The organism is Virgibacillus sediminis (assembly GCF_042643265.1).
GTDB classification, from domain to species: Bacteria; Bacillota; Bacilli; order Bacillales; family Amphibacillaceae; genus Virgibacillus_O; species Virgibacillus_O sediminis.
The window spans coordinates 13981-37960 of record NZ_JBHRRZ010000001.1; the positions used below are offsets into that span (position 1 = coordinate 13981).

Here is a 23980-nt window from a genome sequence, read left to right on the forward strand (position 1 = left end):
TCATGTTATTCATCTAGCTGGAAAGGGAGTGGGTGACTGCCTAGAGCCTTGGTTATCTTTTGACACCTACCATTACAGTAAGCACCTAAACGGGGAAGATGAGATATATAAGTATGAAAGTTGTCTGGGGAGATTTTCTTCAAATTAGATTTTATTGCACCATTCTTTGAAGGACAAAAAGAACATATGAGAAGCAGGTGTTTCACTCTTTGATGAATACCTGCTTCTCATTAATCTGGCTTAAAAGTTTGGTCTTTTTTGAGCGATAACCACTTCTTCCGGATACATATCGGTGTTTTCAGTTTTGTTGGATAGAAAGGCCCGATAGACGATTTGCTGGTTATCATCGCCGGCTTCGACTAATACAATGATTTTCCCATCTTTAAGGTACTTTTCATATTGTTTTGCCTGCTCTTCGGGAATACCGGCTCCCACTAAAGCTCCAATGATTCCGCCGCTTCCTGCTCCGATTCCTGGTATAGTCAATAGACCGACTTCAGCAATCAGACCTACAAGACCACCGAGGGCGCCACCTGAAATGGCTCCAATTCCGGCTCCTTTCCCGGAGTTTTTCGCTCGTCCACCTTTGTCCGTTGAAGCATCAGCACCTGTATCATGATGAATCTTGTTTACGTTACCGCTATCTTTAGCAAGCACAGAAATGTCTTTACTGGTATACCCTATATCTTTTAGGTGTTTAATCGCTCTCTCCGCATTCTCCACATCAGAAAAGGCACCACCGATAATCCTATCCATTTTAGAAATAACCTCCTTTTATGGGATTGTTAATCTATACCCGTAAAAAAAGAAGTTTACTACTCATTACATAATTGAATGCGGCAAATTTGTTAACGGGCTTGAAACCCATTGGGGGAGCGAATATAGGATGAGTGGAATCCTATCATTAGAAAGGCTGAATCAGAGAAGGTATAGCCAAAAACCGCAACTTCATTAGTCGGTGATGTCCTATGATAGGTGCAGTTTTTGTTGGTTTAGTGCTTTTCCTGGGAGGCCTTTTAAACTCCTAATACATCCTCTGCAATGTTAACAGCGTGGTCGCCGATACGCTCCAGGTTGCTGAGCATATCGGCGAATACTATACCCGCAGTACCGCTGCACAGACCTTCGTTTACACGAATAAGGTGTTTCCTGCGATATTCCCTCTCCATTATATCTATTTTTTCCTCTTTTTGGACGACACCAAGCGCCGCTTTCCTGTCCATTTTTTCCAGGGCCTTAACGGCTTGTTTCACTGTAAGGATCGTCAGATCAAACATATTATTTAGTTCTGTTATTGCTTGTTCTGTAAGAAGCACTTTATGGGCCTTCTTGTAGTCGACGAGTTCAACAAGATTTTCAACATGATCCCCTGTCCTTTCAACATCCCTCACAGCGTTCATCAGGGCTATATGCCTGCTGCTGTCTGCTTCCGACAGGGATTCCGTAGAGATGTTGATCAGATAATCAGTAATCTCTTTGTCCAGATTGTTCAACGCGTCTTCAAGCCGCATGACCATATCGGAATGTTTTGTCTGATTCGTTGTCAGGTATTGGCTGGTTTCTTCCAATCCTTTAACCGCATACTCCCCCATACGGAAAATTTCTTTATTTGCTTGGTCCAGAGCCAAAGTGGGTGATTGCTGAACAAAGACGGGTTCCAGATGCTTTGGTTTATATTCGACCATCACATCCTCCCCCGGAACCAGCATTACCATCAGCCAAGCCAATGCACCGATGAACGGGAACTGGATGATCGTGTTAGCAAGGTTAAAACTTCCGTGGGCAAAAGCGATGGTCATTTCAGGGTTTAAATCAAAAGTATTCTGTAGATAATTTACAAACTGTGTATAGAAGTCTAGTAGCATTATAGCAAGGGTGGTACCAATTAGGTTGAAGGCCACATGTGTTAATGCAGTCCTTCGGGCGGCTACAGATGCTCCGAGAGAAGCGAGCACCGCTGTAATCGTTGTCCCGATGTTATCGCCGAGTAATACTGGTAATGCTGCATCCAAGGAAATGGCTCCCTGTGCAAACAGTCCCTGAAGCACCCCGATGGTGGCCGAGGAGCTCTGTACAATCACGGTGAATACCGTCCCGATGATCACACCGAGAATCGGAATGGAACTCATATTTACTGTAAGGTTCTGGAATGCCTCAAGTTCCCGTAACGGAGACATTCCGCTGCTCATAAATTCCAATCCTAAGAATAATGAGCCGAAGCCGAAAAGCGTCTGTCCGATGTGATTGATTTTAGGCCTCTTAAAGAAGAAAAGCAGGAAAGAACCAACCGCCGCTATCGGCAGAGCATATTCTCCAAGGTCAATGCCGATGATGAAGGCGGTGAAGGTCGTACCGATATTCGCCCCCATAATGACCCCAATGGCCTGTCTGAAACTTATAAAGCCTGCATTCACCAGCCCGATGGTCAATACGGTTGTTCCCGTACTGGACTGTAGAAGGATGGTCACCGCAATACCCGCCAACATCCCGATAAAAGGGTTACTGGTAAACTTATTAAGAACGGCCCTTAGTCTGTTGCCAGCCGTTTTCTGAAGGCCGTCGCCCGTATATTTGATACCAAGAAGGAAAATACCTAACCCTCCGATGAATTCAAAAATCAACATTTGAACATCTATATTCATTGTTGGATCCTACCCTTCCATTTGTCGAAGTTTGGTATTTGCCATTCCAATTATTAAACGATCTGTATGTATGTGTAAATATGATCATAAAAAACTTAATGTATAATTTACATTTATACTTGGGATGATTTTTATTTTGAGCCTACTTATTATATTTAGGCACTATAAAAATGTAGGTAACAGAAGGCCTTTAAGGTTTCCATGAGAAGGAAAAACAAAAGCCACTAGCAATACCCCCAAATTCAATAGCCTTCCTATTGTGTAACCTATTAAGGGAGGAAGTCTCTAAGGAGATGTGAGAAGTGACTGACATAGGGTAAAATACGTAGACAAAGAAGAGTTTCCCTCTTCAGACAATCCGAAAAAGAAACAACCAGCACCTAACTTGGATCCCATTAAGCCGACAATAGATGAGTGGCTGAGAGAGGATATGAAAAAAGCAAGATAAACAGAAGGACTGCCAAACGGATATGGCAAATGTTGAAGGAGGATGGTTTCAAAGGTTCTGAGGGAAGTATTCGCAGCTATGTTCCTACAGAAAGAACTATTGCAGGAAGGCGAAGATAAACTTTTCTATTAGTATGATATCTGTATTTTCTCCTTTTCACAAAATAATTCCGACCGAATAACGGAGCCCTGCGTATTGGAAAAGAATAGCCCGTAGTCTGATGGTATAAGGAAATAAAAAACTATTTCCTTATTAATTTAATGAAGAACGGGTGCCACCAAGATGCTGTTCCACCCCTCATCCAATGCCTGACTTTTTAAGTAGCCTTCTATATATGTCTCTCTTCATCTTTTTTATAACCCTATTAACTTATTAATTGGAAGAAAGGCCAATAAGACGTAGGTGTAGGGGCGGGCATGTATTAATGATAAATACTGGGATATATCATTAAAACAACATCCAGAAATACCACATTGGGTGTCAACTTATAAAGTGAAGCCCCCTTTAATTTCGAAAATGGGAAAATTAACGTGAAGGAAATGAAGAAACATAAATTGGTAACTGAGTTGGCCTTGGAACTGCTTCGTATACAGGGGAGTTTCTCGAGGCTAGGCTGATTAGGCCATTTTGAAGCATAGCGGACAATTAACCGTACTGGAAAAAGCGGGTGAAGAACCCCTCCAAGTAAGTATAAAGGGGATTTGCTTGAAACAACTCGAACTTACCTTTTCGTGGAAGAAGGAGATGTTAACCGGCTCTTAGGAAGTTAAGAATTGGCTGCTTGATGAACTGAAGAGGAGAAAATCTTCATTTTTCGATGAAAGGAATGTATCTCAGGAATTTTACGTGAGTAACAGCCTAGTAGACAACGGAACAATGAAAGGGCACTCGAAGAAGCACATTCGCTTTGAAAAACTTTAAACCCTACACCCTTTTAGAACTGGGCCTGCGTCAATGGCAAATTGACATTTAGGAAGGCTTATTTATATTAATATGGTTACATCCAAAGAACTTAACTAAAATGATGAGTAGCATATATTTCTATCATCATGGAAAAATATTAGGGAAGTTTGAGCGAGCTTAGCAATGTACCTCATTGGACAGACGCCATATATATAAGGCCTAGTATTGTGCGAAGTATGTTACTATGTCTAGCCATTAAATTACAATAATACCCTTTTTCTTTTTTTTTTCGACTAAATTTACAATAACTTAATATTAAATTAATACTAAGTTAAAGGTCTCCCCCTATTATGGGAAATGTAGTATTAATACAAACATAACGAGGGGGAGCACAATTGAAGAAATTATTAAGCATCCTTATGGTCGGTGCAATTGCAGCCTTTTTAGCTGCATGTGGAAATGGAGATGGTACTGAATCGCCTGAAGAAAGTGGAAATGAGGGATCTTCCGGAGAGGGAGTGACAGGAGAGGTTGCGATTGATGGTTCTTCGACTGTTTTCCCAATCATGGAGGCTGTTTCAGAAGAATACTCGATTCAAGAAGGCGGCGTTAATGCTCCTGTAGGTGTCTCCGGTACTGGCGGAGGATTTGAAAAGTTTATTAATGGGGAGACAGATATTCAGAATGCTTCAAGACCTGTTTCCGAAGAAGAAAAAGAATTATTAGAGGAAAATGGAATTGAATATACAGAGTTTGAAATTGCTTATGACGGTCTATCCGTAGTGGTGAATCCGGAAAATGACTTTGTTGACTATCTGACGACCGATGAATTGGCTTCCATCTATCTAGAAGACAGCGATGTTGAGACATGGGCCGATGTAAGAGAGGGGTGGCCTGAGGAAGAAATAGAACTTTACAGTCCTGGTACGGATTCTGGTACGTACGATTACTTTAGTGAAGTTATTTTAGATGAGCAAGCGATTAATAGAGATGCTTCTCTTTCTGAAGATGATAATGTGCTGGTGCAAGGAGTCCAAGGGTCACCAAACGCAATTGCTTATTTTGGATATGCTTATTATATTGAAAATCAAGATAACCTAAATATTGTTCCAATTGAAAATAGTGAAGGCGAAAAGGTTAAGCCTAGTCCAGAAACGATCCAAAGCGGAGAATATGAACCACTTTCCCGTCCGTTGTATGTTTACGTGAATAACGAATCCATACAGAATAATGAAGCGGTATACGAATATATGAAATTTGCATTAGAGAACGCCGGAACACTTGCTGAAGAAGTGGGTTATATTGCACTCTCCGAAGAAGCGTATAATGAACAACTCAATAAGTTAGACGAGATAGCAGGAAAGTAATTTACAAAAATAAAAAGTTAACAGGCGAGGTGAGAGGGGAAACTTCTCACCTCATATCTTTGTAAAGGGGTTTAATAAGATGGATAAGCATCAATCTAATCAATCAGTCTCGGAGCTGATTCGAAAGCGAAAAGGTAAAAACAGTTATTGGAGTAAATTTGCCGAACGAGCATTCCCGATGTTTTTCCTTATTTGTGCGGTGATATCGATCGTTACGACAGTAGGGATAGTTCTTACCTTATTATTTGAAACCCTCACGTTTTTTAGTGAGATACCATTTATGAAATTTATCACAGGGACAGAATGGTACCCCTTTGTTGCTGATAACCCGGCATACGGGATACTACCTCTTATTTCCGGAACTCTCCTTATCACGGGTATAGCAATAGTGGTTGCTGTCCCAATCGGATTAGCGAGCGCTATTTATCTCAGTGAATATGCTGGAGAACGAGAAAGAAGAATCATTAAACCTATTTTGGAGGTACTTGCCGGGATTCCTACAATTGTATATGGTTTTTTTGCGCTGACTTTTGTCACACCATTGCTTCAAAGTTTTATCGAGCTTCCTCTGTTTAATGCATTAAGTCCAGGTATTGTGGTTGGTATCATGATTGTGCCGATGATTGCCTCGTTATCAGAAGATGCGATGAGTGCCGTTCCGAATTCCATGCGGGAGGGAGCTCTTGCTATGGGATCTACCCGCTTTGAAGTAGCAATAAAAATTGTGTTGCCTGCAGCTTTATCAGGCATTGTTGCTTCCATTGTATTAGCAATTTCCAGAGCAATCGGTGAGACGATGATAGTTTCGGTTGCGGGGGGAGCGACCCCGAAAATGACAGTAGATCCTACTGAGTCGATTCAAACAATGACGGCTTATATTGTACAAGTGAGCATGGGAGATGCGTCCTTTGGTTCGACCATCTACTACAGCATATATGCTGTCGGTATGACGTTATTTGTATTCACCCTTGTCATGAATCTCCTGTCTCAATATATTACCAAAAGATTCAGGGAGGAGTATTAAGATGGCTTTCTATGATAAAAAGAAAATGAATAAAAATACCACATTTCGCCTTGCCGTGAACGTTGTCTCTCGGTCTGTGTTCCTACTGGCAACCTTATTAGCTTTAGTCATCCTATTGGTTTTGTTTGCACGTATAATTACGCAAGGGATTGGCTATATAGATTGGGATTTCTTTACTAGTTTTGCATCGAGGCACCCGGAAGAGGCCGGAATTAAAGCTGCAATAATGGGTACAATCTGGTTAATGGCAATAACAGCCCCCGTATCCATTATCTTAGGGGTGGGTACAGCGATCTATCTCGAACAATATGCAAAGAAAAATAAATTTACAGATTTAATAAAAATTAACATCTCCAATTTGGCAGGAGTTCCTTCCATTGTCTTTGGTTTGCTTGGTCTTACTGTTTTTGTCCGAGTAATGGAAATGGGCCGAAGCCTGTTAGCGGGAGGGCTAACCATGAGCCTCCTGATCTTGCCGATTATTGTCGTGGCGGCTCAAGAAGCCTTGCGGTCTGTGCCAAACGATACGCAAGAAGCTTCTTATGCTTTAGGAGCTTCCAAGTGGCAGACTGTTAGAAGAATTCTGCTTCCAGCAGCAATTCCCGGTATTATGACTGGTTCTATATTAGCTCTGTCGAGAGCTATTGGAGAAACGGCTCCGTTGCTCGTGATTGGTGCTTTAACATTCGTAGCTTTCACCCCGGATAGTATATGGTCCGGTTTTACGGTAATGCCGATACAAATTTTTAACTGGACAAGCCGGCCGCAGGCAGAATTCCAAGACGTCGCTGCAGCGGCGATTATTGTGCTGCTGGTAATGCTAATCGTAATGAATTTAATAGCTGTGTTAATTCGAAACAAGATGAATAAACGATATTAATAAAAAGGGGAATATAATGTTGAGACACCAAGAAGTGAATAAAGAGAAAATAATATCGGTGGACCAATTTAATCTTTGGTATGGGAAAAACCAAGCACTTTACGACATAGATATGGATATATATAAAAATGAAGTAACCGCGATTATCGGCCCTTCTGGTTGCGGGAAGTCCACGTTTATCAAATCTTTAAATCGTATGGTTGAGATGGTGCCGATTGTAAATATGGCGGGAAGGATCAATTATGGAAATCAGAACATTTTCCATCCGAAATATAATGTGGAGGACTTGCGCACAGAGGTGGGAATGGTGTTTCAAAAGCCGAATCCTTTTCCAAAGTCCATTTATGACAACGTAGCCTATGGAGCTAGGATTCATGGTGTAAAGAAGAAAAGTAGACTGGATGAGATTGTGGAGAAAAGTCTAAAGCAAGCAGCTATTTGGGATGAAGTGAAAGATAGACTGAAAAGTAACGCAATGGGGCTATCTGGTGGGCAGCAGCAACGCCTCTGTATCGCTCGTTGTTTGGCGATAGAGCCTGAGGTTATCCTGATGGATGAACCAACCTCTGCTTTGGATCCTATTTCTACGAACAAAGTAGAAGAACTTGTACAAGAGTTGAAAACCAATTATAGTATCGTCATTGTTACCCATAACATGCAACAGGCGGCGAGGATTTCAGACCGGACAGCTTTCTTCCTGAATGGCTATGTGGTGGAGTATGATAAGACGGATAAAATATTCCATAATCCACAGAAGAAAGAGACGGAAGATTATATTACAGGGAGATTCGGTTAATAGGAGGAGTTTACAATGGTGAGAAAAACATTTGAAAATAAATTGGAAGAGTTAAATACAAAACTGGTTCGAATGGGGAATATGTCCAAGGAAGCTTTGGAAAAGTCTGTTGCGGCACTAAAAGAACAAAACGTTGACAGAAGTGTAGAAGTTATTGATAAAGATTACAGAATCAATCGTCTGGAAGAGGAATTAAACAATGAAGCAATTTGGCTGATAGCAAAAGAACAACCGGTAGCAACGGATTTAAGAAGATTAGTTACTATCCTGAAAGTGTCCAGTGACCTGGAGCGTATAGGAGACTTGGCCGTAAATATTGCTAAGTCTACCATAAGGATCGGGGAGAAGGAGTTGTTTAAACCCTTAGAGGACATACCCCAAATGGCAGAAAAAGTGATAGGGATGACGGCAGACGTCCTGGATACTTTTCAGAGCGAGGACATTGTCACAGCAAAAGAGATAGCAGATAAAGATGATGAAGTTGACAAGATGCATGGCAAACTTATACAGGAATTACTTCAATATATGAGTAGGGATCCCAATCTTATTTCCCAAGTAACACAGCTCGCCTTTGTATGCAGAGATCTCGAGCGTGTAGGTGACCATATCACTAATATATCGGAAAGTATCATCTATTTAGTGAAGGGAAAGCAGTTTGATTTAAATAGTTAAGTTTCCAGCTATGAAAGTGGGGGAGCGGGGTGGGAAACAGAATACTCATTATTGAAGAAAGTCCTCACCTGATTAACCTTCTGCGAGAAGCTTTGGGGGAAACAATCTATGATTATGTTTGGTTTGAAAATAAGGATTTATTCTTGCATGAAATGACCGCTGCCAATTTTCGTCTAATTGTTATACGTTCCGATTCGAGAGATTCAGAGGAAATAATGGATCTATTTAACATTGTCAGGAAACAGGATGTTCAAGTTCCTATTATGGCCATTCAACCTGGGGCTGAGGATTTTACGGTTGCTCTTGCTTTGGAGCTAGGAATAGATGATTTTGTAGTAGATATAAATAGGCATAAAGAAATCATAGTTCGTGTCCGAAAATTACTGAGGAGATATAACGTTAGCACTTCAGCGCTTAGGAATTACAACGGAGAGGTTGTTGATGCGGGGAGGCTGAAAATCCTTCCTAATAATTATAAAATCATTATAGATAATGAGGCCCGGGAGCTTAGTCCGCAAGAAATGAAATTGCTATGTCATTTGTACAATTATAAAGGGAAGGTTTTTAGAAGAAAGGAATTAGTTTCTTTTCTTGGAAACGACCTTTCTACTCGTGCAATAGATGCTTATATCAGTGTCTTGCGGAGAAAAATCGAACCGGACCGAAATAACCCCATGTTTATTAGAACAAAAAGCCGTGCTGGTTATGTCTTCGATATACCACCTGAGGATTAATTTTATAATTGCACATTTATTTATTGAGGCCGACCTAACGGCCTCTTTTTTTGTTCGCCCAAATTTAGCCTTAATTCCAGTTATCTCAGTATAATTACCTCCGAACCTAGAGTGTTTCAGTATATCTTAAAGGGGAAATTAATTAAAAACTGGGTATATAGAGGGAGGATGTTCTTTAAATGGCAATCGATAAAAAACAACCCATTTCAGGTCAAATACCGAGTGAAGACCGTATAAAAGTCGGTGCAATCGCTGAAGCAACCAATAAAAAACTTCATGAAACTGATATGACCGGAACGAGGGGGACAGAACACACAGTGGACAAATCCGCAGTAGAAGAAATTATCGATAATTGGCCGCTTTTATCGAAAGAGGTCATCGAAACAATGATAAAATTTTACGGTGAGCCGAATACTGCAACGGAAACACAGGTTACTTGGTATTACAATGGACCTTGGAAAAGAACCATTGTCTATAAAGATGGCTATCCACACGACTTCCCTGAGCCGCATACAGATATGCTGGAACAAGCCATCAACTATCATGTACCAGCTGAAAAAATTGGGGAATTGGCTATGCTTGAAGGAAGCCTGTTTGTAGATCGTACAAAGGGTGAAGTGATGGTTCACTGCGACAATGAGGGAGCCAATACTATTTCGATGAATGTGATGCATGAAATTGTGCAGGGTAAACGGACACCTGATGAGGCTCGGCAAAAAATTAAAGAACAAATCACGCAATTCTTGAAAGGCGAGCCGGCTCCTTATGCTGAAAAATTGTTGTTTGATCTTCCTGCAGAGGAAAAATGGGATACAGATAGTCCGGTTGTGGAGGACAAAGAATTACTTCAAACAATTAAAGAAAAGAAACAATCAATGAATGTGGAAAATGAAAAACTGGTTTAAGTTCGGAATAAGAAATTTCTCGATGATTACACCTAAAAAGAGACCTCGGAAATGAGGTCTCTTTTTAGGTTCTACAAAAGATTTTTTGGCACAGAATGCTTCCCAAGTCTAATAATTAATGAGGTCATCCTTCCCTATAATATTCTTAATAATGTTCATCCTAAGCTGAGGCCCGGTAGTTATTTTTGCTAGGGAAGTTGTCCAACTTGCTATCTCATATTTGACAAATTCAGACTATTTCAGTAAGCTAACAGTATATTATTAAGTATTCAATCTGCATCCTGTGTAGCAGTCGTCACACTTTCTTCAAGAAGGAGATTCGGCATAAAGCATCTCTGGCCTTTTGGTTTTGGTGATAATCACACGTAAAAAAGGCAGTATGTTATCGAATACGATAAATACACAATGAGTATCATATCTATATATCGTAAAAAGGAGTATTGCGTCTGCAATGCTTTTTTTCATGCGGATAAAAAAGTCGATTGATTCCTCGGGGGATTGGTCGGCTTTTTTCATATATAAAAATCAACCGAAAGGGAGTGGAAAAGCAAATGGGGTATCAGGAATCCTACATTCGATTCCGAAGTGAAAGAGATCTACGAAAGGAATGGAAACAGTACAAGGAGCGAGTCAAACAAGAGACACCGCTGCTGGCAGAAGTAGTGTGTGCCCAGTGCCCAAGAGGATGTGTATCCGATTAAACAAGGGGAGATGGTGCTCGTAGTAGTAGGGGAACGCAGTGCGCAAAAAATGCATACCATCGAGCGATCCTTAGGCATCAAGAAGATAAAGGGTATCATACCGATCGATAACTTTATCGGACTGGCTGGTGAGCAACATATGCTCTTGGATGAGTTCCTTGAATCTCATTTTCATGTGTTGACCCGGAAGGAAGAAGATGATTTCCTCCAAAACTGGAAACCATTGATTAAAGAAGCTGATTAATTCCGCGAGGGCTTAATATAAAAAATCTATTGGAAAGGAAGGATGTCCATGTCATATGTATGGTTCCAAAAACAGAAGAAGGTGTTCATCGCATTTGCCGGTGAGGACAACAAGAATCAGTTCCTGGTTCGGAAGGGGAAACAGTATTTCCACCTATCAGGTGAAAAAGAGGTCAGGAAATTAAGTCTCAAAGAGGCTTATCAGATTTTTCTCTTGATCTCCACGAAGGAAGTGGAATTCCGGGGCATTGGTTCTTTTCAAAACATGAACAAAGGAGTGGAAGTGAATTGAGCACCGCATTGAAACTGCAAGAAGAGGAACTGCAGACACATGAAGAGGCTGTTCAACTGGCGAATGAAATCAACCGGTTGGAAGCTGCGCTGAAACAGATGAAATCCGTATTAAAGTCCTATGTGAAAGAACAAGGAGGAATCGATACCGGCGAGGAAGTCTGGGACTTCTATGAATCTGTTTCCTGGAAATTCGATCGGCAGCACTTGAAAGAACTGGCAGGGGAAATGGCCATGGAAGGGATTGACCCGTGGGAGATGCTGAACATCAAATTGGGCACAAAAAAAGTGACACAAAGGTTTACGTCACGAAAGAAATAAAAATAACTTACTAATAGATTACTAAAAAATAAGCCTTCCATCAAGGCATACAATCAGATGGCATGCAAGACGGGTGCCATCTGGTTCCTGTCTTCATGGAAAGGAGATAATATGAGTGTGATAGAAAAAGCGAGAGAAGCAGTGGCAACGTATGATTCCATCGGGGAACAAGGCATGATCAGCACGTATGACATTCTTTCGGTGGTCTTGGGACCATTCGCATCGAGGGAAAGGTTCTGAAACTGAGTGAGCATTCCGTACGTAGTCTGGCTGGAATGACGGTCCATGAGCTGGAAGCGGAAGGGCTGACGCACAACCAGGCGCTTATGCTGCATGCGGCTATGCTGTTGAGCAAACGATACACCCAGACAGAGAACAGGCATGGAACGGTAATTCGAACACCAGACGATGCAGCCGACTATCTCATGGAGGAAATGCGCCAGTACAGACAGGAACACTTCGTAGCCCTGATGCTGAATACTAAGAACGAGGTCACTCATAAGAAGACGATTTTCATCGGCAGCCTGAATTCCTCGGTTGTCCACCCGAGGGAGCTTTTCCGTGAAGCGGTGAAGTGTTCAGCTTCCTCCGTGATTGTGGCTCACAACCATCCAAGTGGAACTCCGTCTCCATCGCCTGAAGATATTCATATCACCCGCAAGTTGGCGGACTCGGGGGAAAACCATTGGCATCGAGGTGCTGGATCACGTGATATAGGGTGACCGGAAATTCGTCAGCCTGAAAGAGAAAGGCTATGTGTAAAAGGGCATGCAAATAAACGATAAAAGACATTCCGGAGACACAAGTTCCCGGAGTGTCTTTCTTTACATCTAGACAGCTCCATCGATAAAAGTAATCAGAAAGGAGAACAATATCTTGAAAATGAAAGGTGAATTGGTTACCTGCGAAATGTGTGATGCTAAAAAAACCAGTCTGGATGATGCCCTCTTCGATGAACAGGCGGAAGTCTACTTCTGTGATAAAGGCTGCTTTGAGGATTGGGCGGATGACTACTTCCATGACATTGTGGAGCAGTACAAGGAATTGCATGTATATGCAGGATAAAAGGGGGAGAAATGCATGGTGAAAGATTTCCTGGTGGTGATGACTCCAGAATTGGAAAGCTATCTAAAGGAAAACGTCCTCACCGATGAAAACATGGTGGAGGTGATAAAGACGGCAGTAAAGCATGCGGACACAAGCTGTTTTGTCGCTTTCCATAAACAGAAAGGAACCACACTGGTGACAGACGGGGATGGTAACGTCCTAGAGAAACTGTTCCTGTCCCTGCCGGAAAATATATGAGTGGTATTGGAAGAGACGGATTCCCATACCACTTGTGTGGCAATGCTGCCGAGAGAATACTGAGGAACATGTGAATAATAGATCCGAAAGCATCTTTCCTTCTTGTAACCAAATAAGAAAAGGGAAGGTGCTTTCTTTATTCCAAAGATAGAAAGGATGCATTGGTATGACCAATATAGAACATCTTTCTGCAACGAGAAAGGCGGATCAGGACTTCCTAGGCCACTTGATGTGGTACAGCGTCGGAAAGCAGCTAATCCAAACGGACGAGCTGGAACAAAAGCTGAAAGACGTGGGGCTGGACTCCTGTTGGATGCCGAAAGCCATTCGCTCTCCGGACGCTTTCCGGCGTGCGACCAAGGAACTGGAACAGCGGAAGACAACCATCAACCCCGATGTGTTTGAAAATGTTCTGGTACGAGAAGTCTTTTCGGATTCCACCTCCGTCCAGCGTAACCTGGTGATCGAAAGTGTGGACCAGCATGGGAAGCGTCTTTCCTATGAGCCGGAAGCGGGAATCATCACATTGGATAAGAAACAGGATAGGATTGCATCTGTTGCCAACCAAGAGACGGCCCATTCGCTATGTCTGGATGCGGAAAAGAAATTCGATGTATATAAAAACCATTATGCAGCCCAGCAAATCCGGGTCATGGTGAGCAGAATCCTACAATCCCTCGCACCGACACCGGTAAGGAAGAATGGAGGCATCTACTTTGTCCCTTCTTCCAAGACAGTGGATTTATCCAGTCTGGTGCGCTTCATCACTTCTATGAAAAACAGTGAAGGATACAAGATCCCGGTAATTGATACCATGGATAACCGTCAGATGGTAAATGACAAACTGGCGGAGCATCTGCAATCCGTTTTAGAAGGCTGTAGGAAAAGAGAAGGATTGAAAAGAGGGCAGGTCAAGGAATTGGTCGATGAAACCAATACCGTCATAAAAAACTACCGCAATTATAAATCGATTATCCAGGAGCAGTCCGAACAGATGGAGGAGACCATCCTGATGATCCGTTCGGAGATGAACCAGCTTCTCAGAGAGATGGACTAGAAGATAGACAGCCACTAACTGGATAAACAAAGAAAGGCCTTCTTACGGAAACGGTAAGAAAGCCAATTAGGTGGAAACAGATCACTATTTAAGATATAAGAAAGGGTCGATTCATATGCCAAATAATCTGGAAAAGTTAAAAGAAATAAAGCAAGCATTGAACGCAAAGTATCTAAAACGGGAAACCCAGATTGAAGGCATGCTTGTGGCACTGCTGGCAAAAGAACATCTCTTGTTGGTTGGCTCACCGGGTACAGCCAAAAGCGCTCTGTCCAATGAACTATCCAACATGATGGACGGGGCGAACTATTTTCAATGGCTGTTGACCAAATATACGACACCGGATGAAGTGTTCGGTGGCATCATGCTTAAAGAGATGGAACAGGGCATCTACAGGCATAATACAGCTTCCAAAATGCCGGAAGCACATTTGGTATTCCTGGATGAGATATTCAAGGGAAGCTCGGAGATATTAAATTCCCTGCTGAAAGCGATCAATGAACGGACGTTTGAAAATGGACCTGATGAAATAGATATGCCATTCATGACGCTGGTGGGTGCGAGTAACGAATACCCTGCTGAGGATGAAGGGCTGGAGGCGTTATTCGACCGGTTCCTTCTGCGTTTCGAAGTGGATTACATCAAAGACCGCCAAAACCTTATTTCGATGATGAAAGGGACGGGGAAAGGGCAGACCATGCCTACGATAACGCTGGAAGAATTGGAGGGACTGCAGTTTCTCCGTGAAATGGTGGATATCCCCGACAACGTCTATGAAACCTTGGCGGATATCTGGGAGGAGCTGAGAGATGAAGGAATACACCCATCCGACAGGCGCTTGCAACGCTCCTACTCCGCTCTGCAGGCCAAGGCGTTGATCGAGCAGCGACAAATAGTCGAAGTAAAAGACATTCTGTTTCTGGAACATGCCCTCTGGGAGAATGCGGATCAGCGAGAACAAGTGAGAGACATCGTTCATCGTCACGCGCAGGATGCAGTCGCTCATGCGCTGGAGGCAATAGCCGAAGATGCCAAAGACATCATGGGTGGCAAAGACAAGGATTCTTCCACCGAGTATGTTTTGGAAGCCACACAAAAAATGAAAGCATTGGCGAGTGAAATCTCCAACCTGAAAACCAAGTATCCCGAGAGAGGGGATGAGTTGGAAGCAGCTCATGAAGAATTAAAAAGACATTTAGACGAGCTGACCAATTCGGTATTGGAGCCAATTGAAAGATAAAAAATAAAAATAGAATGAAGTGAGGAGAAATGCCGAAGTGATAGACTTTGGCATTTTTCTTTATTCAAAAGGAGGATACCATGAAAAATCAAACGTGGAATGGACAGGAATCCGTAATCAATACTGACAAGTTCGACAGACGGAGATTTCAGAAGCTGTATGAGATTTCGCAGGGGTTACAGGGTTTGAATGATTTTGATACCCCGTTCCCGACCTATCATGCTTTGTTGAATGATATCTGGGGTTCCCTATACAAAATGAAACCCGAGTTAAAAGACAGGGAAGAAGTGACGAGTGAATTCAAGACGAATCATGCCTTCATGCAGCGAATCATGGAGGATGAGAGCTTTGAACATTATAGGGAGACCACCCGCCTGGACGACCTCTCCTCAGCCATCGGCACGGTTCAGTTTGGGAAGAAAACCAAAGAGTGGTTGGAAAAACAGCGAGCGAAAAATGAAGCACTCGATCAACATATGAGGGAAATGCAACACATGCGGGATCAAATGGAGAAACAGCGTCGAGACCATGGGGCTGGTGAAGAAAATAAGGAGCTTAAGCAGGATTTGCAGCAACAATCAGAGGAACTGCATAACCATGTCGAACAGGCATTGCAAAAGGATAAAAGAAGTTTTGAACAGGCCATGGAAGGAGCAATACAGGATACCAAAGATACCAAAGAGAACCTGAAGTCGTTGATGGGCGGAACGAAAGCCGGAAGCGGGGATGCAGAGCTGAAGAAGATGCCCCTCCGTGATCAGTTGGAATTGGCTGATACCATGGCAGTCAACACACAGATGAAAGAGATTGCCGATTGGGCCGGACGGTTCAAACAGATAGCCCGGAAGAAACAGAAGTCCAAACATGATAAGGCAACCAGCAGGAGTGGCGTGACCCTGGGCAACAACCCGGAAAGATTACTGCCAACCGAGCTTGCCCTATATAATGAATCCACCCGAACAGAGTTCCTCCGGCGGTTTGCTAAGCGTACAACACGACAGCATGACACCAGAGGGAAGGACACATTGGGACGAGGCCCCATCATTCTCTGTCTGGATCAATCAGGCAGTATGAAGAGCTTGGATACGCAATCTAAAGGTTTCGTTATTGCTTTGATGAGCATTGCCAAGAAGCAGCATCGTGACTTTGCGTTCATCCCTTTTTCGGGCAGTGCTTACAAATATATCTTTCCGAAAGGGAAAATCTATGGGAAGGATATGGTACAGGCCTGTGAAAACTTTCTCGGTGGCGGGACGAATTTTGAAGCTCCATTAAGGAAGGGGATAGAAGTCATCCGGAACAGCAGGTTCAAGAAAGCGGATATCGTCTTCGTTACAGACGGGGAAGCCCCTATCTCCGAAGGGTTTCTTCGGTATTTGAATAATCAAAAAGGAGAAAAAGGCTTTCATGTGCTTACGCTTCTAATAGGATCGAGCAGTAAAAGCGTCCAAATTTTTTCCGATAAGGTACTACAGGTAAGAGATTTTACCGACGAGGGAAGTTTCACCGCATTTGAAATATAGACGAAAGGTAATAGACTCTGGAATCTTCCAGGGTCTATTTTTTTCGACTTAGAGATAAATACCAATTACTTAGAAGGGGGTGGAAATTTGTGTTGAAATAGTAGTAAAGTTCGTGAAATAATGTACTTAAACTAACGGGCAGGAGAGTTTAACAAGAGTTGTCTTTAGTTATCCAATTTATCTGAATTTATGTTAGATTTGTTTAGATACACAGAAAATATTAATTCACCCATCATAAGGAGGAGATTTTATTAAATTTATTTGGTTGGTAGTTTCGTTAATTCCTATGCCGTTTTTGTTTCACTACTATGAAATTTCTCATTTCCCAAATAGAGCTTCTTTCTTGTTTATAGGGACATTGTTATTTGTTATTTTGACAGGTCTCTTATCAACAAAAATTAAGTTTCATTTTATTGCTTTAACAAACATCATCACTTTATTTGTATCAGTGGTTTTGGGGACACAGTTTATAATTCCTCCAAATGGATCTTGGTTTAATCCTTTCGGAATGAATTTCGCTATTATATTTACTGGTACTGTTATTTTAATCGGAGTGTTAATAGTCCGGTTTGTTTCAAATATTATACTATTGAGATTGAAAAAAGAATAAATTCTTATTGCGTTAATGGGTGCAATCCTTAAAAGGATAAGCACTCTTTTTGTTGAATTTATAGAAATAACAGGGCAATACTTTACTCACAACAGGGACTGTCATTGTGATTGTTCCTGTTTCTTTATTGGTGCAGGAGAATCCAAAGATTAGGAAGAGGATAAAATTGTAGCTTGGGAGGGTTCTTAATGAGAAGTAAAGTTGTAATCATTTTCCTTATTGGGGTAGCTGTGTTGGGTATATATTTTATTGTTAACCCAATGGGAATTTTCGATTTGATGATAAAATAATGGTTTTGTTTAAAGGATTATACGACGACTTTGTAAAGAGATTTACTTTAAGTAACTGGTGCGTTAATTATAAAAGGATTAACGTTATTTTAAGTAGAAGTTATTGTACTAAAGGGGCAATTAGTGCGAGAAGACTTTTTCTTGAAATATGTTAAGGTAATCAAATAAGGGGGATTATCCAGTGAAAAAAATAGTAACATATATTGTTTCATTATCAATTATAACACTTATAGTTGGTGGTTGTTCTGTAGAAGGTCAAAGTGTTGATGGTCAAAAGCAGATCCAATTCTCTTTATCTCAAAAAGGTTCCAATGAAAATTGGGAAGTGACGGATAATATTTCTGGTAAGTACTATAACCTTGAAAAATCAGTTCATTCCACACACGAATTAACCATTGTTCCTAAAAAGGATGTTGATTACAAATCTCTAACCATTGCTTTAAAAATTGGTGATGAAGTAGTCGGGTTCTATGAAGAGGAAAGTGGAGAAAGGGAAAAGAACGAATTTCATGCACAATTAAATCAAAAAAATAACTATCAGGTAACGCAAGGAACTTTTATTCATACCAATGAAAGTGATACTTTTTGGGGAGAAGATATAACGATAGTTATTGAATATGATGATAAAAAGGAAGAGATTCAATTAGGATAATGATTGTTAAACTATCGGGTGCGTTAGTTTAACAAGCCAATATTATAAAAATGGAACTTCCATAAATTGGGGAGTTCCATTTTTATAACTAATATCACCATTAAACTTTAACAGAGCCATTATAAAAAAGTAACCACCCTATAGCCTGACGAGCCTTTTGGGGTGGTTGCTTTCCAGGTAGTTACTTACCCATAGTATATGAGCATATAATTCAAGTATATTTATTTGCAAAGCAGTTAAAACCTTTTATTCAGGCATTAGAGGTTTTCAGAAGCAAAGGAAATTCAGGTGAAGCAGGCTATGGATACAACTTAAAAAACGTCAAATTTCCAAGCAATTGTCCTTGCTGAGAAATTTGCCACCAACTCAATCTTAGTAAGGAGATGGTGGAAAAGAAAGACACTCGTCCAGCAACGCGCCCTGCACTTTGCTGACTTACTAGAAAGCCCCCTTTATCCGATAATCACTTTCTCCTTAGGATAGTGGTAACTCTCACTTGTTACTCTTCCTCTGATCAGAAATAAGAAGGAAAAAATACCAATCCTGCCAACAAACATTAAAAAGATGATGATGCACTTACCTGCTGTACTTAATTCCGGGGTGATTCCCATGGATAGGCCGGTAGTTCCAAACGCTGAGGAAACCTCGAATGCTATCTGCAGGAGGGGAAAGGGTTCTATGTAAGCCATGAGGATGATTGCTGTCACACACAACATCGCTGCAGTAGTGATAACAATAAATGAGCGAATGATATCTTCCTCCTCAAGTTCTCTTCCAAAAACTTTGATGCTAGTTCTTCCTTTGGCGAAATTATATATCGCAAGCAGCATGATGGCGAAGGTGGTAGTACGTATCCCGCCTCCGACACTGCTCGGTGACGCACCAATGAACATAAGTACACACATCATTACTAATGTGGGAGTGGTAAACTCACTTACGTCCATGGTAGCCAGCCCCCCATTTCTTGTAGTTGCTGATTGGAACAGACTGTAAGCCAATCTTTCATGCCATGTTTTGTCTGCAAAAAAGGCTGCATGATGTTCCAAAATCAAAATCAACACCCAGCCAACAAGAATAAGTGCAAAAAATGTGAGCGTAGTGAGTTTAGTGAATAGAGAGAAACTGTGTCTGGGATTCCCTTTGTTATAATCTCCCCTTAAAAAGTCCTGAAGTTCCATCAATACTGGAAAGCCGATGGCGCCTAAGGTCAGTAGGATAATATTTACGAATTGTACAAAATAATCATCGGCAAAGGGTATTAATGAGGAACCGGTTATATCAAACCCTGCATTGGTAGTAGCACTTATTGCAGCGAAGAAGCCTTGCAGGAGAGCTTCCTGCCAGGTGTCGAAATAGGATAAAAAATAAACGCTCAAGACAATGGTACCTACCAACTCAATCAACAAGACGATTTTGAGGATTTTAAGCAGCAAGAGGACCACACCATTTAACGTAGCCCTGTTTTGATCGATTTGGATAAGCTGCCTGCCACGCAAACCAATCCGTTTTCCTAATAATATCCATACGAAGGTTCCCAAGGTCATAATCCCGATCCCACCGAATTGCAGAACAAAGGCAAGAGCAATGCTCCCAGCAGCATTAAACGTATCAGCGGTAGAAACCACCGTCAATCCTGTGACGCTTACTGCACTGACCGCCGTAAATAATATATCTATAAAAGATAAATCTACGCCTTCATTATGGAAGAAAGGGATGCTTAATAACCCTGCAGAAAAGGTCACTGCCACTGCGTAGAATAATACGATAATCCTGATGGTCGATAAATGACTTACCTTAAATATCTTCGAGAATATATTCATGATAATTTCTCCCTATAATAATAAATATGCATGAATAATATTACTCTTTTGGATGAATAAAGTAAAATGCGATTTGAAAGGTGGCCACCATCCAGTCCAAAGGGCTCGTCCTGGCTTGGATGAGTCTTGCAAAGAAGCTGAAGCGTGATTTTGTGTTTATTCCTTTTTAAGGTAATGTAATCCTTATCAGTATACCTACAGACTAGCGAAAATCAAAAGAGGGGAGATGATAGAACGGTGTCAGAACTTCCTCGGCGGCAGTACGAATTTCGAGGTTGCGTTAAGGAAAGGAACAGAAGTCAACCAGTCCGGTAACTTCAAGAAAGCTGATATTGGGAATGGGGAAACTCCTGTGGCAGAGGAGTTTCTGCAATTCCTTCTGGAACAAAAACAGGTTAAAGCCTTCCAAGTATTGTCTCTCTTAATCGGAACCAACAGGAAGGATAAAACTGTAGAAATAAAAGATTTCACCGATGAAGGGAGTTTTACCGCATTTGGAATCTAGCGAAGGGCTTAGGCTCCGAAATGATACGAGGCCTATTTTTATGATGAATTTATTGACAAGTCACTATTTATTGATAAATTCTGTTATAATAAAGTCAAGTGTATAAGGCTTTCATGGGGTGGTGGCTCACTCCCTTTTCATCGTCAGAAGAAAGGGGGTGATACCTGATGACAGTATTTGAAACATTGATTCTAATGGTTTCCTTCGGGACATTAATTGTGGCCATGCTGTCAGATAAAAAATAACCACCCTATAAGCCTGACAAGCGATTAAGGTGGTTATTTTGCCCGAAAGTAAGTCGCCCCCTTGAAGGGCTATTACACTTGACCGTTTGGTGTTCCAGCACCATTCGGTCTTTTAGTTTATAATTTTCTATTTTCAGTATACCCCATTTTTGGAGAAGTTAAAACCCTTTATTCAGATTATGAAGCAATCCTAAACGACTGATGATACCGTACAGCATATACAGAATATAGAAAAGCAACTACCCATAGCCCCAAAGCTATTGAATAGTTGCCAAAGTGAGAAGTACAATACCCTTTGAAAGAATTAGATCATGTAAGCATGGTTTATATGCCTACACCTTCCAGCAGATATTATTACATACCCTTCTTTGGAAAAGCTAAACCCTGTTTTATTATTTCCCAAGGCGAAGATCCAACAAATTCGCAATCTCTTTAATGCCTTGTATTTCTTTATCGGTAAGACGCTGCTTAACATCCTCGATTATTTCTTGTTCCGTCATCTCCGTAGATTTTCCGTTTTTTAACACCGCTTCCCCTAAGTACTGATCTTCATATTCTAACCATTCTTCCCACTCAGCCTGAACTTTCTCCTTGCGTTCCTGCTCTAGCCGAGCCCGGGATTTAAAGAGAATGATGTCTGCCATACAAGCACCCACTTCTTTGGATAATATTTATTCCGTAAAACCAATTTAGTTTTATAATAAAAAAGAATGAGGAGAAATACAACAGAATTCGACATATATTTCTTGAGGTTTAATATGTGAAAAGAAGGATAATAATACTTGAAAGAGTAGAGAGGAAACGGATAAAGCTATAGAATCTCTCCTTTAAGCGAAGGGAATGAGCAAAGAGTAATCTTAACATCTTCATCGAGAGAGGCGAGCGTAGATGGAGGACATTATCAGGAATTGGATCTTTATTTCAGTCATTAGAGAACAGGATTTGGAAGATGGAAAAGCAACTTGAATATATGCAGTAATGATATTCTTTCCCGGAAAATTTCCGAATCGAAAGAAGGTACCTTTTCATAGGGGATAGTGAGTGTAACTCACTAGTAGGGATAAGTGTTTTTGTAATTAGTCATGTTTTCGTTTTCTCAAATACCCGCCTGTCCATTCCTCATTGTCAGACAGCTGATCGTTCGTAATGGTTTTGGGATATTTTTTATCCAGCTTCACAAGAATGCTGACTTCCGTTAAGTTTAGGTTATAATGTTTAGCGAGCTCTAAATAATTTGCCATACGTCCTCACTTCTTTTAATTAGTTGCTTATGTACTATTCCCATCTAATTTCCATAACTAGTAGTAAACCCTCACTGTTTCTAAAGCATTATTTGATCACTGTTCATGATGAAAACGGCTTAACTAGTATTAACTTAATCCACGTTCCTATACCCATTTTCGGTGGGGGGATAAACTATATATTGAATGTAAATAGCTAAGGTAAGCCCCTCATCCATAGGGTATGTTTGTATATGGGGAAGTTATATCCATGAGGATTAGAGAATATATCCACTTTCAAATACAATAGTTTCTTAGCTTCATTCCAGCAGTATTTTATAGTAGTAGGTACGAGTTTCCTAAATTATATGGGGATTTTTTAGTATAGGATAACCTTCCATAACGTGTACAGTTGGTTTAGCTGAACTAGTTGTAATGTAGATTCAACTCCTATTACGCTGTAGGCTTTGCCAACAAGCAACAGAACAACCAGGACAATTCCAGTGTATAAAATACGGAGGCCTTTTTTTGTAAAGTCGCCCCTAGAAGATGTCAGACGAAGTAGTAACAATAGGAGGATACTCAGTATCAGCCACCATTCCCTTGCCACAGGGTAAAAAATACGTGCCCCATTTCCCAAGTAATCAATCATTACAGCGCCAACGATGAGAACTCCTGTTAGTGCGGACCATTGTGTCCCGAATGAAAACGGCAGAATCCTGCTTGCCAGGTATGTTAAGGCTAACGCTATCAATGGAACCACAAAAAGGGAGTGGGTGAAGGGAGCACCAAACATTTTGGGGATATCGGGGACGAGGACAAAAGCTCCCCCTAATGACAAAATAATCAATCGTTTTTTTAATGAAAAGGTGGGTCTGTAAAATATGATATCCATCAACAACATACCTGATAATACATGTAATAAAGTAGAAGGAATATGGCTTCTTATAATAAGTGAATACATGATGCTCCACCTCTTCTCGTTGGATGACTTTAATCTATCCCTATAGGCAGATTTCTGGGGAAAGATGTGGTTATAGCCAAAAGAATAGTTCCCGGTAATAATCCTCAAGTCTTTGTTTCTTTACTTACTGCCATCCGACGGCAGCTAAGACAACAAGAATGGAAACTGTGAGGCGATTAGTTATTGATCACTAAATTAAAGATATTAGCTAAGAAAAGCTTTGTTTGGCTGTCACAGCCACTTTTAGAATTTTTCCGAGAAGCACAGCATGGTTCTTAAAATCTCTTTCCGAAAAGTTCTTTGTTAAAACTTATACATTGAATACGTGGTTAGCACTTTTATGCGGGAATAAATGGTTTACGAATTGGAACGGACGACTCACAATAAATCCTTCGTTTGTCCTAAGATGATTTTGATCAGGTGTAGAAGAGTTAATAGGGTAATATAATAAATATTACCCTATTAACTACCTCAATATATTATAAGGGTGTTATCTCCTTAAAAAATAGCTCCCATCAATCCACCCTGAAGTCTTGACACTTTGAACAGGATTCAACAAGAGCTGGATTTTACAAGTTGAATTTATGAAGATAGATTCAAAGAAATAAAAGAAATAGATAGG

26 protein-coding genes are annotated in these 23980 nt (G+C 41.0%); 20 read left to right on the top strand and 6 right to left on the bottom strand.

Features of this window, described 5'->3' with window-relative positions:
• Positions 1-240: 240 nt before the first annotated feature.
• Complete coding sequence (locus ACFODW_RS00100) at positions 241-756, bottom strand: DUF1269 domain-containing protein (RefSeq protein ID WP_390301059.1); 516 nt, start codon at positions 754-756, stop codon at positions 241-243.
• A gap of 260 nt (positions 757-1016) precedes the next feature.
• Positions 1017-2642: a Na/Pi cotransporter family protein gene (locus ACFODW_RS00105; RefSeq protein ID WP_390301062.1), complete on the bottom strand. Its 1626-nt coding sequence runs from the start codon at positions 2640-2642 to the stop codon at positions 1017-1019.
• Between the two features lie 1746 nt (positions 2643-4388).
• Here ACFODW_RS00105 and ACFODW_RS00110 point away from each other — a divergent pair.
• The 18 genes from ACFODW_RS00110 (at position 4389) to ACFODW_RS00195 (ending at position 18604) form a co-directional block, all read left to right on the top strand.
• Positions 4389-5360, top strand: a complete 972-nt coding sequence (locus tag ACFODW_RS00110; protein WP_390301065.1) for a phosphate ABC transporter substrate-binding protein PstS family protein — start codon at positions 4389-4391, stop codon at positions 5358-5360.
• Between the two features lie 79 nt (positions 5361-5439).
• Positions 5440-6384 carry a phosphate ABC transporter permease subunit PstC gene (gene pstC / locus ACFODW_RS00115; RefSeq protein WP_390301068.1) on the top strand — a complete coding sequence of 315 codons (945 nt, stop codon included), beginning with the start codon at positions 5440-5442 and terminating at the stop codon, positions 6382-6384.
• Position 6385: 1 nt separating this feature from the next.
• The gene (pstA, locus tag ACFODW_RS00120) at positions 6386-7264 is read left to right on the top strand and encodes a phosphate ABC transporter permease PstA (RefSeq protein ID WP_390301071.1); all 879 of its coding nucleotides are present in this window, start codon (positions 6386-6388) and stop codon (positions 7262-7264) included.
• A 16-nt stretch (positions 7265-7280) separates the two neighbouring features.
• Positions 7281-8060, top strand: coding sequence for a phosphate ABC transporter ATP-binding protein PstB (gene pstB / locus ACFODW_RS00125; RefSeq protein WP_390301074.1), 780 nt, complete (start codon positions 7281-7283; stop codon positions 8058-8060).
• 15 nt (positions 8061-8075) lie between these two features.
• Positions 8076-8732 (top strand): phosphate signaling complex protein PhoU, encoded by a 657-nt coding sequence (phoU, locus tag ACFODW_RS00130; RefSeq protein WP_390301077.1) that lies wholly within the window; start codon positions 8076-8078, stop codon positions 8730-8732.
• Between the two features lie 29 nt (positions 8733-8761).
• On the top strand, positions 8762-9466 hold the full coding sequence (locus tag ACFODW_RS00135) for a response regulator transcription factor (RefSeq protein WP_390301080.1): 705 nt from the start codon (positions 8762-8764) through the stop codon (positions 9464-9466).
• A gap of 179 nt (positions 9467-9645) precedes the next feature.
• Positions 9646-10371 (top strand): hypothetical protein, encoded by a 726-nt coding sequence (locus ACFODW_RS00140; RefSeq protein WP_390301083.1) that lies wholly within the window; start codon positions 9646-9648, stop codon positions 10369-10371.
• A gap of 666 nt (positions 10372-11037) precedes the next feature.
• Positions 11038-11316 (top strand): hypothetical protein, encoded by a 279-nt coding sequence (locus tag ACFODW_RS00145; protein WP_390301086.1) that lies wholly within the window; start codon positions 11038-11040, stop codon positions 11314-11316.
• Between the two features lie 48 nt (positions 11317-11364).
• Positions 11365-11607, top strand: a complete 243-nt coding sequence (locus tag ACFODW_RS00150) for a hypothetical protein (protein ID WP_390301089.1) — start codon at positions 11365-11367, stop codon at positions 11605-11607.
• Positions 11604-11927, top strand: a complete 324-nt coding sequence (locus ACFODW_RS00155; protein ID WP_390301092.1) for a hypothetical protein — start codon at positions 11604-11606, stop codon at positions 11925-11927. Before ACFODW_RS00150 ends, ACFODW_RS00155 begins: the two co-directional genes overlap by 4 nt.
• Positions 11928-11984: 57 nt before the next feature.
• Entirely contained in the window at positions 11985-12167 is a 183-nt protein-coding gene (locus tag ACFODW_RS00160) for a hypothetical protein (RefSeq protein WP_390301095.1), read from the top strand.
• Between the two features lie 35 nt (positions 12168-12202).
• Positions 12203-12649, top strand: coding sequence for a JAB domain-containing protein (locus ACFODW_RS00165; protein ID WP_390301098.1), 447 nt, complete (start codon positions 12203-12205; stop codon positions 12647-12649).
• Between the two features lie 154 nt (positions 12650-12803).
• On the top strand, positions 12804-12992 hold the full coding sequence (locus ACFODW_RS00170) for a hypothetical protein (protein ID WP_390301101.1): 189 nt from the start codon (positions 12804-12806) through the stop codon (positions 12990-12992).
• Positions 12993-13007: 15 nt separating this feature from the next.
• Complete coding sequence (locus ACFODW_RS00175; RefSeq protein WP_390301104.1) at positions 13008-13232, top strand: hypothetical protein; 225 nt, start codon at positions 13008-13010, stop codon at positions 13230-13232.
• Positions 13233-13398: 166 nt separating this feature from the next.
• On the top strand, positions 13399-14289 hold the full coding sequence (locus ACFODW_RS00180; protein ID WP_390301107.1) for a DUF6744 family protein: 891 nt from the start codon (positions 13399-13401) through the stop codon (positions 14287-14289).
• 115 nt (positions 14290-14404) lie between these two features.
• Entirely contained in the window at positions 14405-15529 is a 1125-nt protein-coding gene (locus tag ACFODW_RS00185) for an AAA family ATPase (RefSeq protein ID WP_390301110.1), read from the top strand.
• An 80-nt stretch (positions 15530-15609) separates the two neighbouring features.
• Positions 15610-17052, top strand: coding sequence for a vWA domain-containing protein (locus ACFODW_RS00190; protein ID WP_390301113.1), 1443 nt, complete (start codon positions 15610-15612; stop codon positions 17050-17052).
• 1081 nt (positions 17053-18133) lie between these two features.
• The gene (locus ACFODW_RS00195; RefSeq protein WP_390301116.1) at positions 18134-18604 is read left to right on the top strand and encodes a hypothetical protein; all 471 of its coding nucleotides are present in this window, start codon (positions 18134-18136) and stop codon (positions 18602-18604) included.
• 452 nt (positions 18605-19056) lie between these two features.
• On the opposite strand, the gene ACFODW_RS00200 is transcribed toward ACFODW_RS00195, so the two are convergent.
• Positions 19057-20424 carry a TrkH family potassium uptake protein gene (locus tag ACFODW_RS00200; RefSeq protein WP_390301119.1) on the bottom strand — a complete coding sequence of 456 codons (1368 nt, stop codon included), beginning with the start codon at positions 20422-20424 and terminating at the stop codon, positions 19057-19059.
• Between the two features lie 226 nt (positions 20425-20650).
• Here ACFODW_RS00200 and ACFODW_RS00205 point away from each other — a divergent pair, with 226 nt between their 5' ends.
• Both ACFODW_RS00205 and ACFODW_RS00210 read left to right on the top strand, forming a co-directional pair.
• Positions 20651-20929, top strand: coding sequence for a hypothetical protein (locus ACFODW_RS00205; RefSeq protein ID WP_390301122.1), 279 nt, complete (start codon positions 20651-20653; stop codon positions 20927-20929).
• 167 nt (positions 20930-21096) lie between these two features.
• The gene (locus ACFODW_RS00210) at positions 21097-21174 is read left to right on the top strand and encodes a putative holin-like toxin (RefSeq protein WP_390301527.1); all 78 of its coding nucleotides are present in this window, start codon (positions 21097-21099) and stop codon (positions 21172-21174) included.
• Between the two features lie 392 nt (positions 21175-21566).
• Here ACFODW_RS00210 and ACFODW_RS00215 read toward each other — a convergent pair whose 3' ends face one another.
• From ACFODW_RS00215 to ACFODW_RS00225, 3 genes are all read right to left on the bottom strand, one after another.
• Positions 21567-21818 (bottom strand): hypothetical protein, encoded by a 252-nt coding sequence (locus tag ACFODW_RS00215; protein WP_390301125.1) that lies wholly within the window; start codon positions 21816-21818, stop codon positions 21567-21569.
• A gap of 432 nt (positions 21819-22250) precedes the next feature.
• Positions 22251-22415 carry a hypothetical protein gene (locus ACFODW_RS00220; protein WP_390301128.1) on the bottom strand — a complete coding sequence of 55 codons (165 nt, stop codon included), beginning with the start codon at positions 22413-22415 and terminating at the stop codon, positions 22251-22253.
• Positions 22416-22773: 358 nt separating this feature from the next.
• Positions 22774-23358 carry a hypothetical protein gene (locus ACFODW_RS00225; protein WP_390301131.1) on the bottom strand — a complete coding sequence of 195 codons (585 nt, stop codon included), beginning with the start codon at positions 23356-23358 and terminating at the stop codon, positions 22774-22776.
• Between the last annotated feature and the right edge of the window lie 622 nt (positions 23359-23980).